The sequence below is a fragment of the Streptomyces sp. NPDC002232 genome, from assembly GCF_042890295.1.
Taxonomy (GTDB): domain Bacteria; phylum Actinomycetota; class Actinomycetes; order Streptomycetales; family Streptomycetaceae; genus Streptomyces.
The window spans coordinates 126,922-143,435 of the sequence record NZ_JBIARV010000001.1 but is presented as its reverse complement, the minus strand read 5'-3'; the positions used below and the strand labels follow the sequence as shown (position 1 = coordinate 143,435).

Genomic DNA, 16,514 nt, shown 5'->3' with positions numbered 1-16,514 from the left:
GCCGGACACCCGATCACAGCTGATCGTGCGGAACGACGCACGTGCACGACGGCTGGACCTGCAAGGGGCGCCTCGGCGTCCCTTCTCTCTTTCATCCGCTGTTTCCCCCGCGTACGCCCCCTCCTCATCCGAGGATCTGCCCCACGCCGTCGCGGGCGAAACGCGCGCGCCCCGGTAGAGTCCCCGGGGTGCACCTCAAGGCCCTGACGCTCCGCGGATTCAAGTCGTTCGCCTCGGCCACCACGCTGCGGTTCGAACCCGGAATCACCTGTGTCGTGGGCCCCAACGGCTCGGGCAAGTCCAATGTCGTGGACGCACTGTCCTGGGTCATGGGCGAGCAGGGCGCCAAGTCGCTGCGCGGCGGCAAGATGGAGGACGTCATCTTCGCCGGCACGACCGGGCGCCCTCCGCTCGGCCGCGCCGAGGTCTCGCTGACCATCGACAACTCCGACGGCGCCCTGCCCATCGACTACGCCGAGGTCACCCTCACCCGGATCATGTTCCGCGGCGGCAGCAGCGAGTACCAGATCAACGGCGACACCTGCCGCCTCCTCGACTTCCAGGACCTGCTCTCCGACTCCGGCATCGGCCGCGAGATGCACGTCATCGTCGGCCAGGGGCAGCTCGACTCCGTGCTGCACGCCGACCCGATGGGCCGGCGTGCCTTCATCGAGGAGGCCGCCGGAGTCCTCAAGCACCGCAAGCGCAAGGAGAAGGCGCTCCGGAAGCTGGACGCGATGCAGGCCAACCTCGCGCGCGTGCAGGACCTCACCGACGAACTCCGGCGCCAGCTCAAGCCCCTGGGACGGCAGGCCGCCGTCGCCCGCCGCGCCGTCGTCATCCAGGCCGACCTGCGCGACGCCCGCCTCCGCCTCCTCGCCGACGACCTCGTCCGGCTCCAGGCGGCGCTCGCCGCCGAGGTGGCCGACGAGGCGGCCCTGCTGGCCCGCAAGGAGTCCACCGAGGCCGAGCTCCGTACCGCCCTCGCCGAGGAGGCCCACCTCGAGGCGGAGGCCCACGCCCTGGTGCCCCGCCTGGAGCGCGCCCAGCAGAGCTGGTACGCCCTCTCCCAGCTCGCCGAACGCGTCCGGGGCACCGTCTCCCTGGCCGACGCGCGCGTGAAGAGCGCCACCACCGCGCCCGCCGAGGAGCGGCGCGGCCGCGACCCGGAGGACCTGGAGCGGGAGGCGGCCCGCGTCCGCGAGCAGGAGGCGGAGCTCGAAGCCGCGCTGGAGGCAGCCGAGCGCGCCCTGGAGGACACCGTCGCCCACCGCGCCGACCTGGAGCGGACCCTCGCCGACGAGGAGCGCCGCCTCAGGGACCTGGCCCGCGCCCTCGCCGACCGGCGCGAGGGCCTCGCCCGGCTGCACGGCCAGGTCAACGCGGCCCGCTCGCGCGCCGCGTCCGCCCAGGCCGAGATCGACCGGCTGGCCGCCGCCCGCGACGACGCCGCCGAGCGGTCGGCCGCGGCCCAGGAGGAGTACGAGCAGCTGAAGGCCGAGGTCGACGGCCTCGACGCGGAGGACGCCGAACAGAGCGAGCGGTACGAGGCCGCCCGCCGTGAACTCGCCGACGCCGAGGCCGCTCTGGGCGCCGCGCGCGAGGCCGCCGCCGACGCCGAGCGCCGCCGTGCCGCGACCCGGGCCCGGCACGACGCGCTCGCCCTCGGGCTGCGGCGCAAGGACGGTACGGGCGCGCTGCTCTCCGCCGGGCTCACCGGACTCCTCGGCCCCGCGGCCGAACTCCTCGCCGTCACCCCGGGATACGAGGTCCCCGTCGCCGCCGCCCTCGGCGCGGCCGCCGACGCGCTCGTCGCCGACGGCCCCTCGGCCGCCGTCGAGGCGCTGCGCCATCTGCGCAAGCAGGACGCGGGCCGGGCCTCCCTGATCCTGACCGGAGCCGCCGGGCCCCGGCACCCGGCGGCGGCCGAGGACCACCCGTACGCCGCCGACCTCGTCCGGGGTCCCGTCGAGCTCGTGGGCGCCGTCCGCGGCCTGCTCGACGGGATCGTCGTGGTGGGCGACCTCGACGAGGCCGCCGAGCTGGTCAGGACCCGGCCCGCGCTGACCGCCGTCACCGCCGAGGGGGACCTGCTCGGGGCGCACTTCGCGCAGGGCGGGTCCGCCGGGGCGCCCAGCCTCCTCGAAGTCCAGGCCTCGGTGGCCGAGGCCGCCGCCGAGCTCGACGAACTGGCCGTGCTCTGCCAGGAGTCGTCCGCGGCGAAGGAAGGGGCCGTCGAGCGGCGCCGCACCGCCGGGGCGCTGGTCGAGGAGCTCGACACCCGCCGCCGCGCCGGGGACCGGGAGCGGTCCGCGGTGGCCCAGCGGCTCGGCCGGCTCGCCGGGCAGGCCAGGGGAGCGGCGGGGGAGGCCGAGCGGACAGCGGCGGCCGCCGCCCGTGCCCAGGAGGCCCTGGAGAAGGCCACCACCGAGGCCGAGGAGCTGACCGAACGGCTCCTCGTGGCCGAGGAGATGCCGGCCGAGGACGAGCCCGACACCTCGACGCGCGACCGGCTCGCGATCGACGGCTCCAACGCGCGGCAGACCGAGATGGAGGCGCGGCTCCAGGTCCGTACCCACGAGGAGCGGGTCAAGGGACTCGCCGGACGGGCCGACTCGCTCGACCGGGCCGCCCGCGCCGAGCGGGAGGCACGCGCGCGTGCGGAGCGGCACCGGGCCCGGCTGCGCCACGAGGAGCGGGTCGCGGGCGCGGTCGCCTCGGGCGCGCGGGCCCTCCTGGCGCACGTCGAGGTCTCGCTGGTCCGCGCCGAGCGGGAGCGGGTGGTGGCCGAGGCGGCGCGGGCCGACCGGGAGAAGGGCCTGACGGTCGCCCGGGCCCGCGGCCGTGACCTCAAGGCCGCACTCGACAAGCTCACCGACTCGGTGCACCGGGGCGAGGTGCTGGGCGCCGAGAAGCGGCTGCGGATCGAGCAGCTGGAGGCGAAGGCGCTGGAGGAGTTCGGCGTGGAGGGAACCGCCCTGGCCGCCGAGTACGGCCCGGACCAGCCCGTGCCCCCGTCGCCCACCGCCGAGGGGGACCCGGAGGAGGCGTCCGGAGCCGGGCCGCGGCCGTTCGTCCGTTCGGAGCAGGAGAAGCGGCTGAAGGCCGCCGAACGGGCGTACCACCAGCTCGGCAAGGTCAATCCGCTGGCCCTGGAGGAGTTCGCGGCCCTGGAGGAGCGGCACCGGTTCCTCTCGGAGCAGCTGGAGGACCTGAAGAAGACCCGGACCGACCTGCTTCAGGTCGTGAAGGAGGTCGATCTGCGGGTGGAGCAGGTCTTCACCGAGGCCTACCGGGACACCGCGCGCGAGTTCGAGGGCGTCTTCTCGCGTCTCTTCCCCGGCGGCGAGGGCCGGCTCGTCCTCACCGACCCGGACGACATGCTCACCACCGGCGTCGAGGTGGAGGCCCGCCCGCCGGGCAAGAAGGTCAAGCGGCTCTCGCTGCTCTCCGGCGGGGAGCGCTCGCTCACCGCCGTGGCGCTGCTGGTCTCGATCTTCAAGGCGCGGCCCAGCCCGTTCTACGTCATGGACGAGGTCGAGGCGGCGCTCGACGACACCAACCTCCAGCGGCTGATCCGGATCATGCGGGAGCTCCAGGAGTCCTCGCAGCTGATCGTGATCACGCACCAGAAACGGACGATGGAGGTCGCGGACGCGCTGTACGGCGTTTCCATGCAGGGCGACGGGGTATCCAAGGTCATCAGTCAGCGGCTGCGCTGAGGCAACAGCCTTCAACTGTTGAACTCAACGTGCCTTCGAGCGCCTATAAAGTCACACGACATGAGCTATTGACTTCGAAACTTGAAGGCATAGTCTCTGCAACGTTGCTTTAACCTTCACGTGGTGGGCGGCGTGAAGTTGTGCGCCACTGGAAGGGCTCGCCCCCCACCGAGGAGTCCATGTGACCAGCACCGAGCAGGCGCCCCCGCCGCCGCCCTCCGATGGCCGAGCCGCTCACCCGGACCACCTCGGCCACGTCATCTTCATCACGGCCTCCGCCGCGATGGGCGGTTTCCTCTTCGGGTACGACAGCTCCGTCATCAACGGCGCCGTCGAGGCGATCCGCGACCGCTACGACATCGGCTCGGGCACCCTCGCCCAGGTCATCGCCATCGCCCTGATCGGCTGCGCCATCGGTGCCGCCACCGCCGGCCGGATCGCCGACCGCATCGGCCGCATCCGCTGCATGCAGATCTCCGCGGTGCTCTTCGCCGTCAGCGCCGTCGGCTCCGCGCTGCCCTTCGCCCTCTGGGACCTCGCCCTCTGGCGGATCATCGGCGGCTTCGCCATCGGCATGGCCTCCGTCATCGGCCCGGCGTACATCGCCGAGGTCGCCCCCGCCGCCTACCGGGGCCGCCTCGGTTCCTTCCAGCAGGCCGCGATCGTCATCGGCATCGCCATCTCGCAGCTCGTCAACTACGGGATCCTCCAGCTCGCGGACGGCGACCAGCGCGGGAAGATCGGCGGCCTCGAGGCCTGGCAGTGGATGCTCGGCGTGATGGTCGTGCCCGCGCTCCTCTACGGCATGCTGTCCTTCGCGATCCCCGAGTCCCCCCGGTTCCTCATCTCCGTCGGGAGGACCGACCGGGCCAAGGAGGTCCTCGCCGAGGTCGAGGGCGAGGGCGTGGACCTGGACCAGCGCGTCGCCGAGATCGACCGGGCCATGCGCCGGGAGCACAAGTCCACCTTCCGGGACCTGCTCGTCTCCGGAAGCCGGTTCAAGCTGCTGCCCATCGTCTGGGTCGGCATCGGACTCTCGGTCTTCCAGCAGCTCGTCGGCATCAACGTCGCCTTCTACTACTCCGCGACCCTCTGGCAGTCCGTCGGCATCGACCCGTCCAGCTCGTTCTTCTACTCGTTCACCACGTCGATCATCAACATCATCGGCACCGTGATCGCGATGGTGCTGGTCGACCGGGTCGGGCGCAAGCCGCTCGCCCTCGTCGGCTCCATCGGCATGGCGATCGCCCTCGCCTTCGAGGCCTGGGCCTTCTCCGCGGACCTCGTCGACGGCAAGCTGCCCGAGACCCAGGGCGTGGTGGCCCTCGTCGCCGCCCACGTCTTCGTGCTCTTCTTCGCCCTCTCGTGGGGCGTGGTGGTCTGGGTCTTCCTCGGCGAGATGTTCCCCAACCGGATCCGCGCAGCGGCCCTCGGCGTCGCCGCCTCCGCCCAGTGGATCGCCAACTGGGCCATCACGGCCAGCTTCCCGTCGCTCGCGGACTGGAACCTCTCCGGCACCTACATCATCTACACGGTCTTCGCCGTGCTCTCCATCCCCTTCGTGCTCCGGTACGTCAAGGAGACGAAGGGCAAGGCGTTGGAGGAGATGGGCTGATCCCCGCTGCCCCTCTCCTCGCGACGACCGCCCCGCGCCTCCGGCCGGGGCGGTCCGTCGTTCCCCGGCGGCGGGACGCTCTCAGGCCGGGAGCCCCGGCAGGACGCGGTCGCAGAACAGCCGCAGGCTCCGCCACCCCTCCTCCACCGGCATCCCGCCGCAGAGCGGGTGCAGCACCAGGCTCTCCAGGCCGAGCGCCAGGCACTCCTCCGGGGTGACGACCCGGTAGACCCCCTCGGCGCGCAGCTCCGCCACCGTCGTCGCCGCCGACCGCACCGCCGAGCGGATGTCCTTCGACTGCCAGGAGGCGTACGTCCGCGCCTCGTGCAGGAAGTGCTCGCCGTGCTCCGCCCAGGTCCGGTCCGGATCCTCCGACAGGTGCAGCAGCGGCGTCACCTCCGCCGGCATCATGGTCCAGCCCTCCGTGCCGTACTCCGCGCACCGCTCCCGGTAGTACGCCTCCAGCTCCGGCAGGTGCGCGCTCGGGAAGAACGGCAGCCCCAGCCGGGCCGCCCGCCGCGCCGCCGCCCGCGAGGAGCCGCCGACCAGGAGCATCGGGTGCGGCCGGGTGAAGGGCCGCGGGGTGACCCGTACCGTACGCCCCTGATAGGTGAACGGCTCCCCGGTCCAGGCCGTGAGCAGGGTCTCCAGGAGCAGGTCCTGGAGCTTGCCCCGCCGCCCCCAGTCGACCCCGCGCTCCTCGTACTCCTCCGGGCGGTAGCCGATCCCCGCCACCGTCACGAGCCGCCCGCCGCTCAGCAGGTCCAGGACGGCGATGTCCTCGGCCAGGCGCAGCGGGTCGTGCAGCGGGCCGATGATCGCCGAGACGGTGACCGCGATCCTGCGGGTGGCGCCGAAGACGGCGCCCGCGAAGGCGAAGGGGGAGGGCAGCCAGTTGTTCTCGACCCCGTGGTGCTCCTCGGTCTGCACGGTGTCGACGCCGTGCCCGTCGGCGTACGCCGCCATGGCGAGCGCGGCGCGGTAGCGCTCCGAGAGGGACTCCGGGGTCGCGCGGGGATCGACGAGGTTGAACCGTACGACGCTGAACGGCATGGGAAGTCCCCCTTCGCTGGTGCGCGGAAGGGGGACAGTAGCTGACGGAACGTCAGATGGAAACGGTCTCGCGGACCTCGGCGGCGGGTTCGGCCTTCGGCCCGGCCGAGCGCGGCAGCACCGCGTACAGCGCGCCCGCGACCACGATCGTCGCCGCCCAGCCCAGACCGTTCTCACCGATCCAGGACGAGGCGAGCGGACCGGAGAACCAGTCCACCTTCGTGAACAGCAGGCCCATGAGCAGCGCCGCGGCCCACGCCGTCATCGCCTGCCAGGCGAAACCGCCCCGGTACCAGTAGGCGCTGGTCCGCGTGGTGTCCATCAGGGCCGTCGCGTCGTACGACCTCCGGCGCAGCATGTCGACGCCGAAGACCCCGATCCACGCCGAGAACGCCACCGCGAGCAGGGTCAGGAAGGAGATGAACGAGCCGATGAAGCTGGTCGCGACCACCATCAGGAGGAATCCGAAGACCAGGCTGATCACGGCGTTCACGCTCACCGCCGCCGCCCGGGACACCTTGATGCCCAGCGTCTGCGCCGTGAACCCGGCCGAGTACATCGACATCGAGTTGATCAGCAGCATCCCGATCAGCGCGATCACCAGGTACGGCACCGAGATCCACATCGGCAGCAGCTCGCCGATGAACGAGACAGGGTCCTGCGCCGAGGCCAGGTCCGGCGTCGACACCGCCATCACGGCGCCCATCAGCACCATCGGGAGCACCACGATCCCGGCGCCGCCGATCGTCGACCCGACCATCGCCCGCGAGGAGGCCGTGCGCGGCAGGTAGCGCGTGAAGTCGGGGCCCGAGGGCACCCAGCTGATGCCGCCGGCCGCGATCGTGCCGATGCCCGCGACCATCATCGCCGTCGAACCGGCCGGCTTGTCGAAGACCGCCGACCACTCGGTGTTCGCCACCAGATAGACCAGGACGAGCACCGAGAAGGCGCCGAAGAGGTACGTCGACCACTTGCTGCACACCCGCAGCGCGTTGATGCCGAGGCCCGACACCAGGAAGGTGCAGGTCACGAAGAGCGCCAGCGTCACCACGATGAGCAGCGTGTTCGACTTCACCCCGAAGAGCAGGTCGAGGACGGTCAGCACCGCGTAGGCGCCGGTGACCGCGTTGATGGTCTCCCAGCCCCAGCGGGCGACCCAGATCAGCGCTCCGGGAAAAAGGTTTCCGCGCTGACCGAACACGGCCCGGGACAGCGCCATGCCGGGCGCCCCGCCGCGCTTGCCCGCGATCGAGATCAGACCGACGATCCCGTACGAGAGGACGGGCGCGGCGATCGCCACGGTCAGGACCTGCCAGAAGTTCAGGCCGTTGAAGACGATCAGGCCGGCGCCCATCGTGAGCAGCAGCACACTGATGTTGGCCGCGACCCAGGTCGGGAAGAGCTCGCGGACACGGCCGGTCCGCTCGGCGTCGGGGACGGGCTCGAGACCGCGGGTCTCCATCGCTCCGTCGTGCGTCGCGCCTGCGGCTTCGGAGGCGTCGTGGGGCATGGGGGTACTCCGTACAGATGTGGGGGACCCACCCAGCGTACGTGCTCCTCCAACCGTGCCCTCGTGGCCGATACTGGTCGGGTTATGGAACTCATCCTTGCTGTAGTCATCGCTCTGGTCGTCGCGGTCGCCGTGACGAGCGGGCTCGTGATCAGCGGCCGCAAGAAGAAGCAGCTGCCGCCGGCCGAGCCGCCGTCCACCACGCCGACCATCACCGCTCCGCCCGCCGAACCGCACGTCGGCGAGGAGGCGGAGACACCGCGGGAGGAACCACGCCGCACGGTCGAGGAGGTCGAACTCCCCGCCGAAGCGGTCCCCGAGGCACCCGTCGCCGAGGAGCCCGCCGCTCCCGAGATCGAGGTCCCCGAGCCCACCGCCGGCCGCCTCGTGCGGCTCCGGGCCCGCCTCGCCCGCTCCCAGAACTCGCTCGGCAAGGGACTGCTCACGCTGCTGTCCCGCGAGCACCTCGACGAGGACACCTGGGAGGAGATCGAGGAGACGCTTCTCACGGCCGACGTCGGCGTCGCCCCCACCCAGGAGCTCGTCGACCGGCTGCGCGAGCGCGTCAGGGTGCTCGGCACCCGCACCCCGGACGAGCTGCGCGGCCTGCTCCGCGAGGAGCTCGTCGCCCTGCTCGGCGACTTCGACCGCTCGGTGAGGACCGAGAGCCCCGAGGACACCCCCGGCGTGGTCATGGTCGTCGGCGTCAACGGCACCGGCAAGACCACCACCACCGGCAAGCTGGCCCGGGTCCTGGTCGCCGACGGCAAGTCCGTCGTCCTCGGCGCCGCCGACACCTTCCGTGCCGCCGCCGCCGACCAGCTCCAGACCTGGGGCGAGCGCGTCGGCGCCCGCACCGTGCGCGGCCCGGAGGGCGGCGACCCGGCGTCGATCGCCTTCGACGCGGTCAAGGAGGGCATCGCCGAGAAGGCCGATGTCGTCCTCATCGACACCGCAGGCCGGCTGCACACCAAGACCGGCCTGATGGACGAGCTCGGCAAGGTCAAGCGCGTCGTCGAGAAGCACGGCCCGCTCGACGAGATCCTCCTCGTCCTCGACGCCACCACCGGTCAGAACGGCCTGATCCAGGCCCGCGTCTTCGCCGAGGTCGTCGACATCACCGGCATCGTGCTCACCAAGCTCGACGGCACCGCCAAGGGCGGCATCGTCGTCGCGGTCCAGCGCGAGCTCGGCGTCCCGGTCAAGCTGATCGGCCTGGGCGAGGGCCCGGACGACCTGGCGCCCTTCGAGCCGGGCGCCTTCGTCGACGCCCTGATCGGCGACTGACACCCGGTGCGGCACACGGAAGGGCCCCCGCCACATGACGGCGGGGGCCCTTCCGTACACCCGTGCTCAGAAGCCGTCCATCCGTGCTCAGAAGCGCGTCCGGTGGCAGATGTACGCCAGAGTGCCCAGCAGCAGCCGGGCCTGCGGCGGCGCGCCCGCCGTGTCCAGCGTCGGGGGCCGCAGCCAGCGCACCGGCCCGAGACCGGACAGGTCCGACGGGGGAGCGGTGACATGGGAACCGGGCCCCAGACAGTGCAGGTCCAGATCGGCGTCGTCCCAGCCCATCCGGTACAGCAGCCGCGGCAGCCCGGCCGCCGCGCCCGGGGCCACGAAGAACCGCGCCCGGCCGGTCGGCGTCGCGCACACCGGGCCGAGCGGCAGCCCCATGCGCTCCAGGCGCACCAGCGCCCGCCGGCCCGCCGCCTCGGCGACCTCGATCACGTCGAAGGCCCGGCCGACCGGCAGGAGCATCGTCGCGCCGGGGTACTCGGACCAGGCCTTGGCGGCGTCGTCGAGCCCGGCGCCCGCCGGGACCGGGTCCGCGAAGGAGAGGGGGTGGGCGCCGGGGGCGGCGCAGGCCGGATCCCCGCAGGAGCACCGGCCGGAGACGGCCCGCGCGCCCGGGACGACGTCCCAGCCCCACAGCCCGGTGTACTCGGCCACCGCAGTGCACTCCGTGGTGCGTACGCGGCGGCGAGCGCCGACCCGCATCTCACGAATGCCGCCGATCGTGAAACCCATGCCCCCTCCAACGGGTCGAGCGCGCCGGTGGTTACGACCCGGAGCATCGTCGTCACCCTTCGTCACGTTCCGTCGCCGCGCGTGGCGCGCGGTCGTGACAGGGGTGGTGCGGGCCGGGACGCGCGCTGCTCCGCGCTTCCGTCCGCCGACTCCGGTTCGTCGCATGTCAAGTGAATCGCGTTCCACGCGCGGCGAGTTCATTCGAAGGGGTGGCGAATGGTGGCGTTTCTTGAATCGGGCTCGTGGAGCGGTGATCGTAGGATTACTTTCGGTACTCGAACCCCGGGACCGCGTGCACGCGTGGGTATGCCGGAGGCAACCCGGTTTCCAGTTCGAAGGAGTGCGAACGCCGGACGGGTGCCGCGAGAGGCGGCATTCTGATAGGGGTTCGGACGACAGGATTTCAGGTGGATGGGGGCGTTCCAGTGAGCGGCAACGGCGCAGACGGTACGATTGCCGGCAAGCGCCCGAACGAGCAGCTGGGCTCGTGGTTCGTGCGCAGCGGCTGGTCGAAGGGCGAACTGGCACGCCAGGTGAACCGCCGGGCGCGCCAGATGGGCGCGCACCACATCTCCACGGACACCTCGCGCGTGCGGCGCTGGCTCGACGGCGAGCAGCCCCGCGAGCCCATCCCGCGGATCCTCTCCGAGCTCTTCTCCGAGCGCTTCGGCTCCGTCGTCGCCGTCGAGGACCTCGGCCTGCGCACCGCGCACCAGTCGCCCTCCGTCTCCGGTGTCGACCTGCCCTGGGCGGGGCCGCAGACCGTCGCCCTGCTCAGCGAGTTCTCCCGCAGCGACCTGATGCTCGCCCGCCGGGGCTTCCTCGGCTCCTCCCTGTCGCTCGCCGCGGGACCCGCCCTCATCGAACCGATGCAGCGCTGGCTCGTGCCCACCCCGGTCGCCGACGTCGAGCGGCCCGAGCCCCTCGTCGACGCCCGGCGCCCCAACCGGCTCTCCGAGATCGAGCTCGACCTCCTGGAGTCCACCACCGCCATGTTCCGCAAGTGGGACGCCCAGTGCGGCGGCGGACTGCGCCGCAAGGCCGTCGTCGGCCAGCTCCACGAGGTCACCGACCTGCTCCAGGAGTCCCAGCCGGCCGCCACCGCCAAGCGCCTCTTCACCTGCGCCGCCGAACTCGCCGAGCTGGCCGGCTGGATGAGCTACGACGTCGGCCTCCAGCCCACCGCCCAGAAGTACTTCGTGCTCGCCCTGCACGCCGCCAAGGAGGCCGGCGACAAGCCCCTCGGCTCGTACATCCTCTCGTCCATGAGCCGCCAGATGATCCACCTCGGCCGCCCCGACGACGCACTCGAACTCATCCACCTCGCCCAGTACGGCAGTCGGGACTGCGCCACCGCCCGCACCCAGGCCATGCTGTATGCGATGGAGGCCCGCGCCTACGCCAACATGGGGCAGCCCTCCAAGTGCAAGCGGGCCGTCCGGATGGCCGAGGACACCTTCGCCGACGTCGGACTCGACGGCGAGCCCGAGCCCGACTGGATCGGCTTCTTCTCCGAGGCCGAGCTCAACGGCGAGAACTCGCACTCCTACCGCGACCTCGCCTATGTCGCGGGCCGCTCCCCGACCTACGCCTCGCTCGCCGAGCCCGTCATGGAGCGGGCCGTCCAGCTCTTCGAGAAGGACCCCGACCACCAGCGTTCGTACGCGCTCAACCTGATCGGCATGGCCACCGTGCACCTCCTCAAGCGCGAGCCCGAGGAGTCCGTGGTCCTCGCCGAGAAGGCCCTCGGGGTCGCCCGCAGCATCCGCTCCGAGCGGGTCAACACCCGGCTCCGCAAGACCGTCGACCACGCCGCCCGCAACTACAGCGACGTCGCCGAGGTCGTCCACCTCACCGACCGCCTCACCCAGCTCCTGCCGGAGTCCGCCGAAGCGGTCTGACCCCCCCCCGGGCTCCACGAGCCCGCACCGACCCCGGCCGCGCCGGACGTCCCGTAAAGCCCGACTCGGCTCCCCCGCCGCAAGGTCACACGGACGCCCGGCGCGGCCGGCCCCTTTCCCGGGCGCCGGGCCCGACCGGCGCCACGGCCTCCCCGGGCGGGCAGACGCGGGCACCCGCCCGGACGCTCCCCGGCGCGGGCGCAGCCGTCGCCGCCCCGGCCCGACACGGCCGTCGGCCCCGCCGACCCGGGCGTCCCCCGGACCGACACGGGCGTTCACGGTCGCGTAACACGCCCGACCCCTTCGTCACCGCTCCGAAACATCGAGCGGCATCGGCGGAAACCGCGCTGCGCGAATCTCTGGCCCATAACCGGCCACCCCTCACGGCCGGACGCTCCCCGGCCCCGCCCCGCACAGGCCGCATTCGACGACGAGGAGACGCCGATGGCACCAGCCGTCACGACCCTGGCCGCAGACGCCCCCGCGCTGTCCGCCGCCAACACCGGGTTCATGCTCATCTGCTCCGCCCTGGTCATGCTGATGACCCCGGCGCTCGCCTTCTTCTACGGAGGCATGGTCCGCGTCAAGTCCACCCTCAACATGCTGATGATGAGCTTCATCAGCCTCGGGATCGTCACGATCCTGTGGGTGCTCTTCGGCTTCAGCCTCGCCTTCGGCACCGACGCGGGCTCGCTCATCGGCTGGTCCTCCGACTACGTCGGCCTCAGCGGCATCGGCATCACCGAGCTCTGGGACGGCTACACCATCCCGGTGTACGTCTTCGCCGTCTTCCAGCTGATGTTCGCGATCATCACCCCCGCGCTCATCAGCGGCGCCCTCGCCGACCGCGTCAAGTTCACCGCCTGGGCCCTCTTCATCACCCTCTGGGTCACCCTCGTCTACTTCCCCGTCGCCCACTGGGTCTGGGGCGCGGGCGGCTGGCTCTTCGAGATGGGCGTCATCGACTTCGCCGGCGGCACCGCCGTCCACATCAACGCGGGCGCCGCCGCCCTCGGCGTCATCCTCGTCATCGGCAAGCGCGTCGGCTTCAAGAAGGACCCGATGCGCCCGCACAGCCTCCCGCTGGTCATGCTCGGCGCCGGTCTCCTCTGGTTCGGCTGGTTCGGCTTCAACGCCGGCTCCTGGCTCGGCAACGACGACGGCGTCGGCGCCGTGATGTTCGTCAACACCCAGGTCGCCACCGCCGCCGCCATGCTCGCCTGGCTCGCGTACGAGAAGATCCGCCACGGCTCCTTCACCACCCTCGGCGCCGCCTCCGGCGCGGTCGCCGGACTCGTCGCCATCACCCCGTCCGGCGGCGCCGTCAGCCCGCTCGGCGCCATTGCCGTCGGCGCGATCGCCGGTCTCCTCTGCGCCATGGCCGTCGGCCTCAAGTACAAGTTCGGCTACGACGACTCCCTCGACGTCGTCGGCGTCCACCTCGTCGGCGGCGTCGCCGGCTCCCTCCTCGTCGGCCTCTTCGCCACCGGTGGCGTCCAGTCCGACGCCAAGGGCCTCTTCTACGGCGGCGGCCTGGAGCAGCTCGGCAAGCAGGCCGTGGGCGTCTTCGCCGTCCTCGCCTACTCTCTGATCGCCTCCGCCGTCCTCGCCCTCGTCATCGACAGGACGATGGGCATGCGGGTCAGCGAGGACGACGAGGTCTCCGGCATCGACCAGGTCGAGCACGCCGAGACCGCGTACGACTTCAGCGGCGCCGGCGGGGGCATCACGGGACGCGGCACCTCCGTGGCCACGCCCGTCCTGAGCGAGAACAAGAAGGTGGACGCATGAAGCTCATCACCGCGGTCGTGAAGCCGCACCGGCTCGACGAGATCAAGGAGGCCCTCCAGGCGTTCGGCGTCCACGGACTCACGGTCACCGAGGCCAGCGGCTACGGCCGCCAGCGCGGCCACACCGAGGTCTACCGGGGCGCCGAGTACACCGTCGACCTGGTCCCCAAGATCCGCATCGAGGTCCTCGTCGAGGACGAGGACGCCGAACAGCTCATCGACGTCGTCGTGAAGGCCGCCCGGACCGGCAAGATCGGAGACGGCAAGGTGTGGAGCGTGCCGGTCGAGACCGCCGTACGGGTCCGCACCGGCGAGCGCGGACCGGACGCACTGTAAGCACGGATAGGAGCCGCCGGGTGACGAACCTCGACACGAGCGACACGACCGAAGCATCGGGACCCGGCGGCTACGCGGCGGCCCGGCTGCTCCTCCTCCAGGAGAAGGAGCGGCCCGGGCCGCCGCGCCGTGCCGCCCTCGCCCGGCTCACCGACGACTGGCTGGCCGGACTCTTCGCCGCCGCCGCACCGCCCCGCGGGACCGCCCTCGTCGCCGTCGGCGGCTACGGGCGCGCCGAACTCTCCCCGCGCAGCGACCTCGACCTCCTCCTGCTCCACGACGGCACCGCCGACCAGGCCGCCGTCGCCGCCCTCGCCGACCGGATCTGGTACCCCGTCTGGGACCTCGGCCTCGCCCTCGACCACTCCGTCCGCACCCCGGCCGAGGCCCGGGCCACCGCCGCCGACGACCTCAAGGCCCACCTCGGCCTCCTCGACGCCCGGCCCCTCGCCGGCGACCACGGCCTCGTCGCCGCCCTGCGCACCACCGTCCTCGCCGACTGGCGCAACCAGGCCCCCCGGCGGCTCCCCGAACTCGACGAACTCTGCCGGGAGCGCGCCGAGCGCGCGGGGGAGCTCCAGTACCTCCTGGAGCCCGACCTCAAGGAGGCCAGGGGCGGTCTCCGCGACACCCAGGTCCTCCGTGCCGTCGCCGCCTCCTGGCTCGCCGATGCCCCCCGCGAGGGCCTCGACACCGCCCGCCGCAGGCTCCTCGACGCCCGCGACGCCCTGCACCTCGCCACCGGCCGGGCCACCGACCGGCTGGCCCTCCAGGAACAGGACGCGGTCGCCGCCGCTCTGGGCCTCCTCGACGCCGACACCCTGCTCCGCGAGGTGTACGAGGCCGCCCGGACCGTCTCGTACGCCACCGACGTCACCTGGCGCGAGGTCAACCGCGTCCTCAGGGCCCGCTCCGTCCGTCCGCGGCTGCGCTCGCTCCTCGGCCGGGGCGGCACGAAACCCCCCGTCGAACGGACCCCGCTCGCGGAGGGCGTCGTCGAGATGGACGGCGAGGTCGTCCTGGCCCGCAGCGCCCGGCCGGAGCGCGACCCCGTCCTGCCGCTGCGGGCCGCCGCCGCGGCCGCCCAGTCCGCCCTGCCGCTCTCCCTGCACGCCGTGCGGCGCCTCGCCGCCGCCGCGGCGCCCCTGCCGGTGCCCTGGCCCGCCGAGGCCCGCGAGGAGCTCGTCACCCTGCTCGGCGCGGGCGAGGCCACCGTCCCCGTCTGGGAGGCCCTGGAGGCCGAAGGGCTCGTCACCCGGCTCCTGCCCGACTGGGAGCGCGTCCGCTGCCGCCCCCAGCGCAACCCCGTCCACACCTGGACCGTCGACCGGCACCTCGTCGAGACGGCCGTACGGGCCTCCTCGCTCACCCGCCGCGTCGGCCGACCCGACCTCCTCCTCGTCGCCGCCCTCCTCCACGACATCGGCAAGGGCTGGCCCGGCGACCACTCCGTCGCGGGCGAGACCATCGCCCGCGACCTCGCCGCCCGCATCGGCTTCGACCGCACCGACACCGCCGTCGTCGCCACCGTCGTCCGCCACCACCTGCTCCTCGTCGAGACCGCCACCCGGCGGGACCTGGACGACCCCGCCACCGTCCAGTCCGTCGCCGCCGCCGTCGGCAGCCTGGGCGCCTTGGAGCTCCTGCACGCCCTCACCGAGGCCGACGCCCTGGCCACCGGCCCCGCCGCCTGGTCCTCCTGGCGGGCCTCGCTCGTCGCCGACCTGGTCAAACGGGTGGCCGGCGTCCTCACGGGCGCACCCCTGCCCGACCCCGAGGCGGCGGCGCCCAGCGCCGAGCAGGAACGGCTCGCGATCGAGGCCCTGCGCACCGGCGAACCCGTCCTCGCCCTCCACGCGCGCGAGGAGCAGCCCCTCGACGAGGAGGCGCCCGAGCCCGTCGGCGTGGAACTCCTCATCGCCCTGCCCGAGCGCCCCGGCGTCCTGCCCGCCGTCGCGGGCGTCCTCGCCCTGCACCGGCTGACCGTGCGCGCCGCCGACCTCCGCGCCGTCGAGCTGCCCGGCCCCCTCGGTTCCGGCCCGGTCCTGGTCCTCGACTGGCGGGTCGCCGCCGAGTACGGCTCCCTGCCCGAGGCCGCCCGGCTCCGCGCCGACCTCGTGCGCGCCCTCGACGGTTCCCTCGACATCGCGGCCCGGCTCGCCGAGCGCGAGGCCGCCTATCCGCGCCGCCGGGGGCTCACCGCGCCGCCGCCCCGGGTCACCGTGGCCCCGGCGGACTCCCGCCTGGCCACCGTCATCGAGGTCCGCGCCCAGGACGCCCCGGGCCTGCTGCACCGCATCGGCCGGGCCCTGGAGGGCGCGGCCGTCCGGGTGCGGAGCGCGCACGTCTCCACCCTGGGCGCCAACGCCGTCGACACCCTGTACGTGACCCGCACGGACGGCTCCCTGCTCTCCGACGAGGAGGCGATCGACCTGGCCCGCGCCCTGGAGGGGGCGCTGCGATGAGCACATGAACCCAGGGGATTCGGCGGGCGGGGGCACACACTTCGAGCGGCCCGATACCCTGGAGGGCAATCCGACCGCCCCCGACACCGAGGAT

The 16,514-nt window shown here is 73.0% G+C and carries 10 protein-coding genes; 7 read left to right on the top strand and 3 right to left on the bottom strand.

Annotation, left to right across the window (positions count from 1 at the left end; all coding sequences use genetic code 11):
- Positions 1–188: 188 nt before the first annotated feature.
- On the top strand, positions 189–3,722 hold the full coding sequence (gene smc / locus ACFYXU_RS00605) for a chromosome segregation protein SMC (protein ID WP_389456070.1): 3,534 nt from the start codon (positions 189–191) through the stop codon (positions 3,720–3,722).
- 181 nt (positions 3,723–3,903) lie between these two features.
- Positions 3,904–5,337, top strand: coding sequence for a sugar porter family MFS transporter (locus ACFYXU_RS00600; protein ID WP_361396668.1), 1,434 nt, complete (start codon positions 3,904–3,906; stop codon positions 5,335–5,337).
- Between the two features lie 81 nt (positions 5,338–5,418).
- Here ACFYXU_RS00600 and ACFYXU_RS00595 read toward each other — a convergent pair whose 3' ends face one another.
- Positions 5,419–6,390 (bottom strand): LLM class flavin-dependent oxidoreductase, encoded by a 972-nt coding sequence (locus ACFYXU_RS00595; protein WP_329850546.1) that lies wholly within the window; start codon positions 6,388–6,390, stop codon positions 5,419–5,421.
- A gap of 52 nt (positions 6,391–6,442) precedes the next feature.
- Entirely contained in the window at positions 6,443–7,900 is a 1,458-nt protein-coding gene (locus tag ACFYXU_RS00590) for a cytosine permease (protein WP_376510583.1), read from the bottom strand.
- Between the two features lie 84 nt (positions 7,901–7,984).
- Between ACFYXU_RS00590 and ftsY the strand changes: the two genes are divergently transcribed.
- Positions 7,985–9,187, top strand: coding sequence for a signal recognition particle-docking protein FtsY (gene ftsY / locus ACFYXU_RS00585; RefSeq protein WP_376510581.1), 1,203 nt, complete (start codon positions 7,985–7,987; stop codon positions 9,185–9,187).
- 87 nt (positions 9,188–9,274) lie between these two features.
- Here the strand turns inward: ftsY and ACFYXU_RS00580 are convergent, their stop codons facing one another.
- Positions 9,275–9,928, bottom strand: a complete 654-nt coding sequence (locus ACFYXU_RS00580; protein ID WP_329850551.1) for a bifunctional DNA primase/polymerase — start codon at positions 9,926–9,928, stop codon at positions 9,275–9,277.
- 425 nt (positions 9,929–10,353) lie between these two features.
- On the opposite strand from ACFYXU_RS00580, the gene ACFYXU_RS00575 reads away from it, so the two are divergent.
- From ACFYXU_RS00575 to ACFYXU_RS00560, 4 genes are all read left to right on the top strand, one after another.
- Complete coding sequence (locus ACFYXU_RS00575) at positions 10,354–11,829, top strand: hypothetical protein (protein ID WP_389456067.1); 1,476 nt, start codon at positions 10,354–10,356, stop codon at positions 11,827–11,829.
- A gap of 444 nt (positions 11,830–12,273) precedes the next feature.
- Positions 12,274–13,620 carry an ammonium transporter gene (locus tag ACFYXU_RS00570; protein ID WP_329850553.1) on the top strand — a complete coding sequence of 449 codons (1,347 nt, stop codon included), beginning with the start codon at positions 12,274–12,276 and terminating at the stop codon, positions 13,618–13,620.
- Positions 13,617–13,955 carry a P-II family nitrogen regulator gene (locus ACFYXU_RS00565; RefSeq protein ID WP_015036464.1) on the top strand — a complete coding sequence of 113 codons (339 nt, stop codon included), beginning with the start codon at positions 13,617–13,619 and terminating at the stop codon, positions 13,953–13,955. Before ACFYXU_RS00570 ends, ACFYXU_RS00565 begins: the two co-directional genes overlap by 4 nt.
- Before the next feature lie 20 nt (positions 13,956–13,975).
- Positions 13,976–16,420, top strand: a complete 2,445-nt coding sequence (locus tag ACFYXU_RS00560; protein ID WP_389456064.1) for a [protein-PII] uridylyltransferase — start codon at positions 13,976–13,978, stop codon at positions 16,418–16,420.
- The last annotated feature ends 94 nt before the right edge of the window (positions 16,421–16,514 follow it).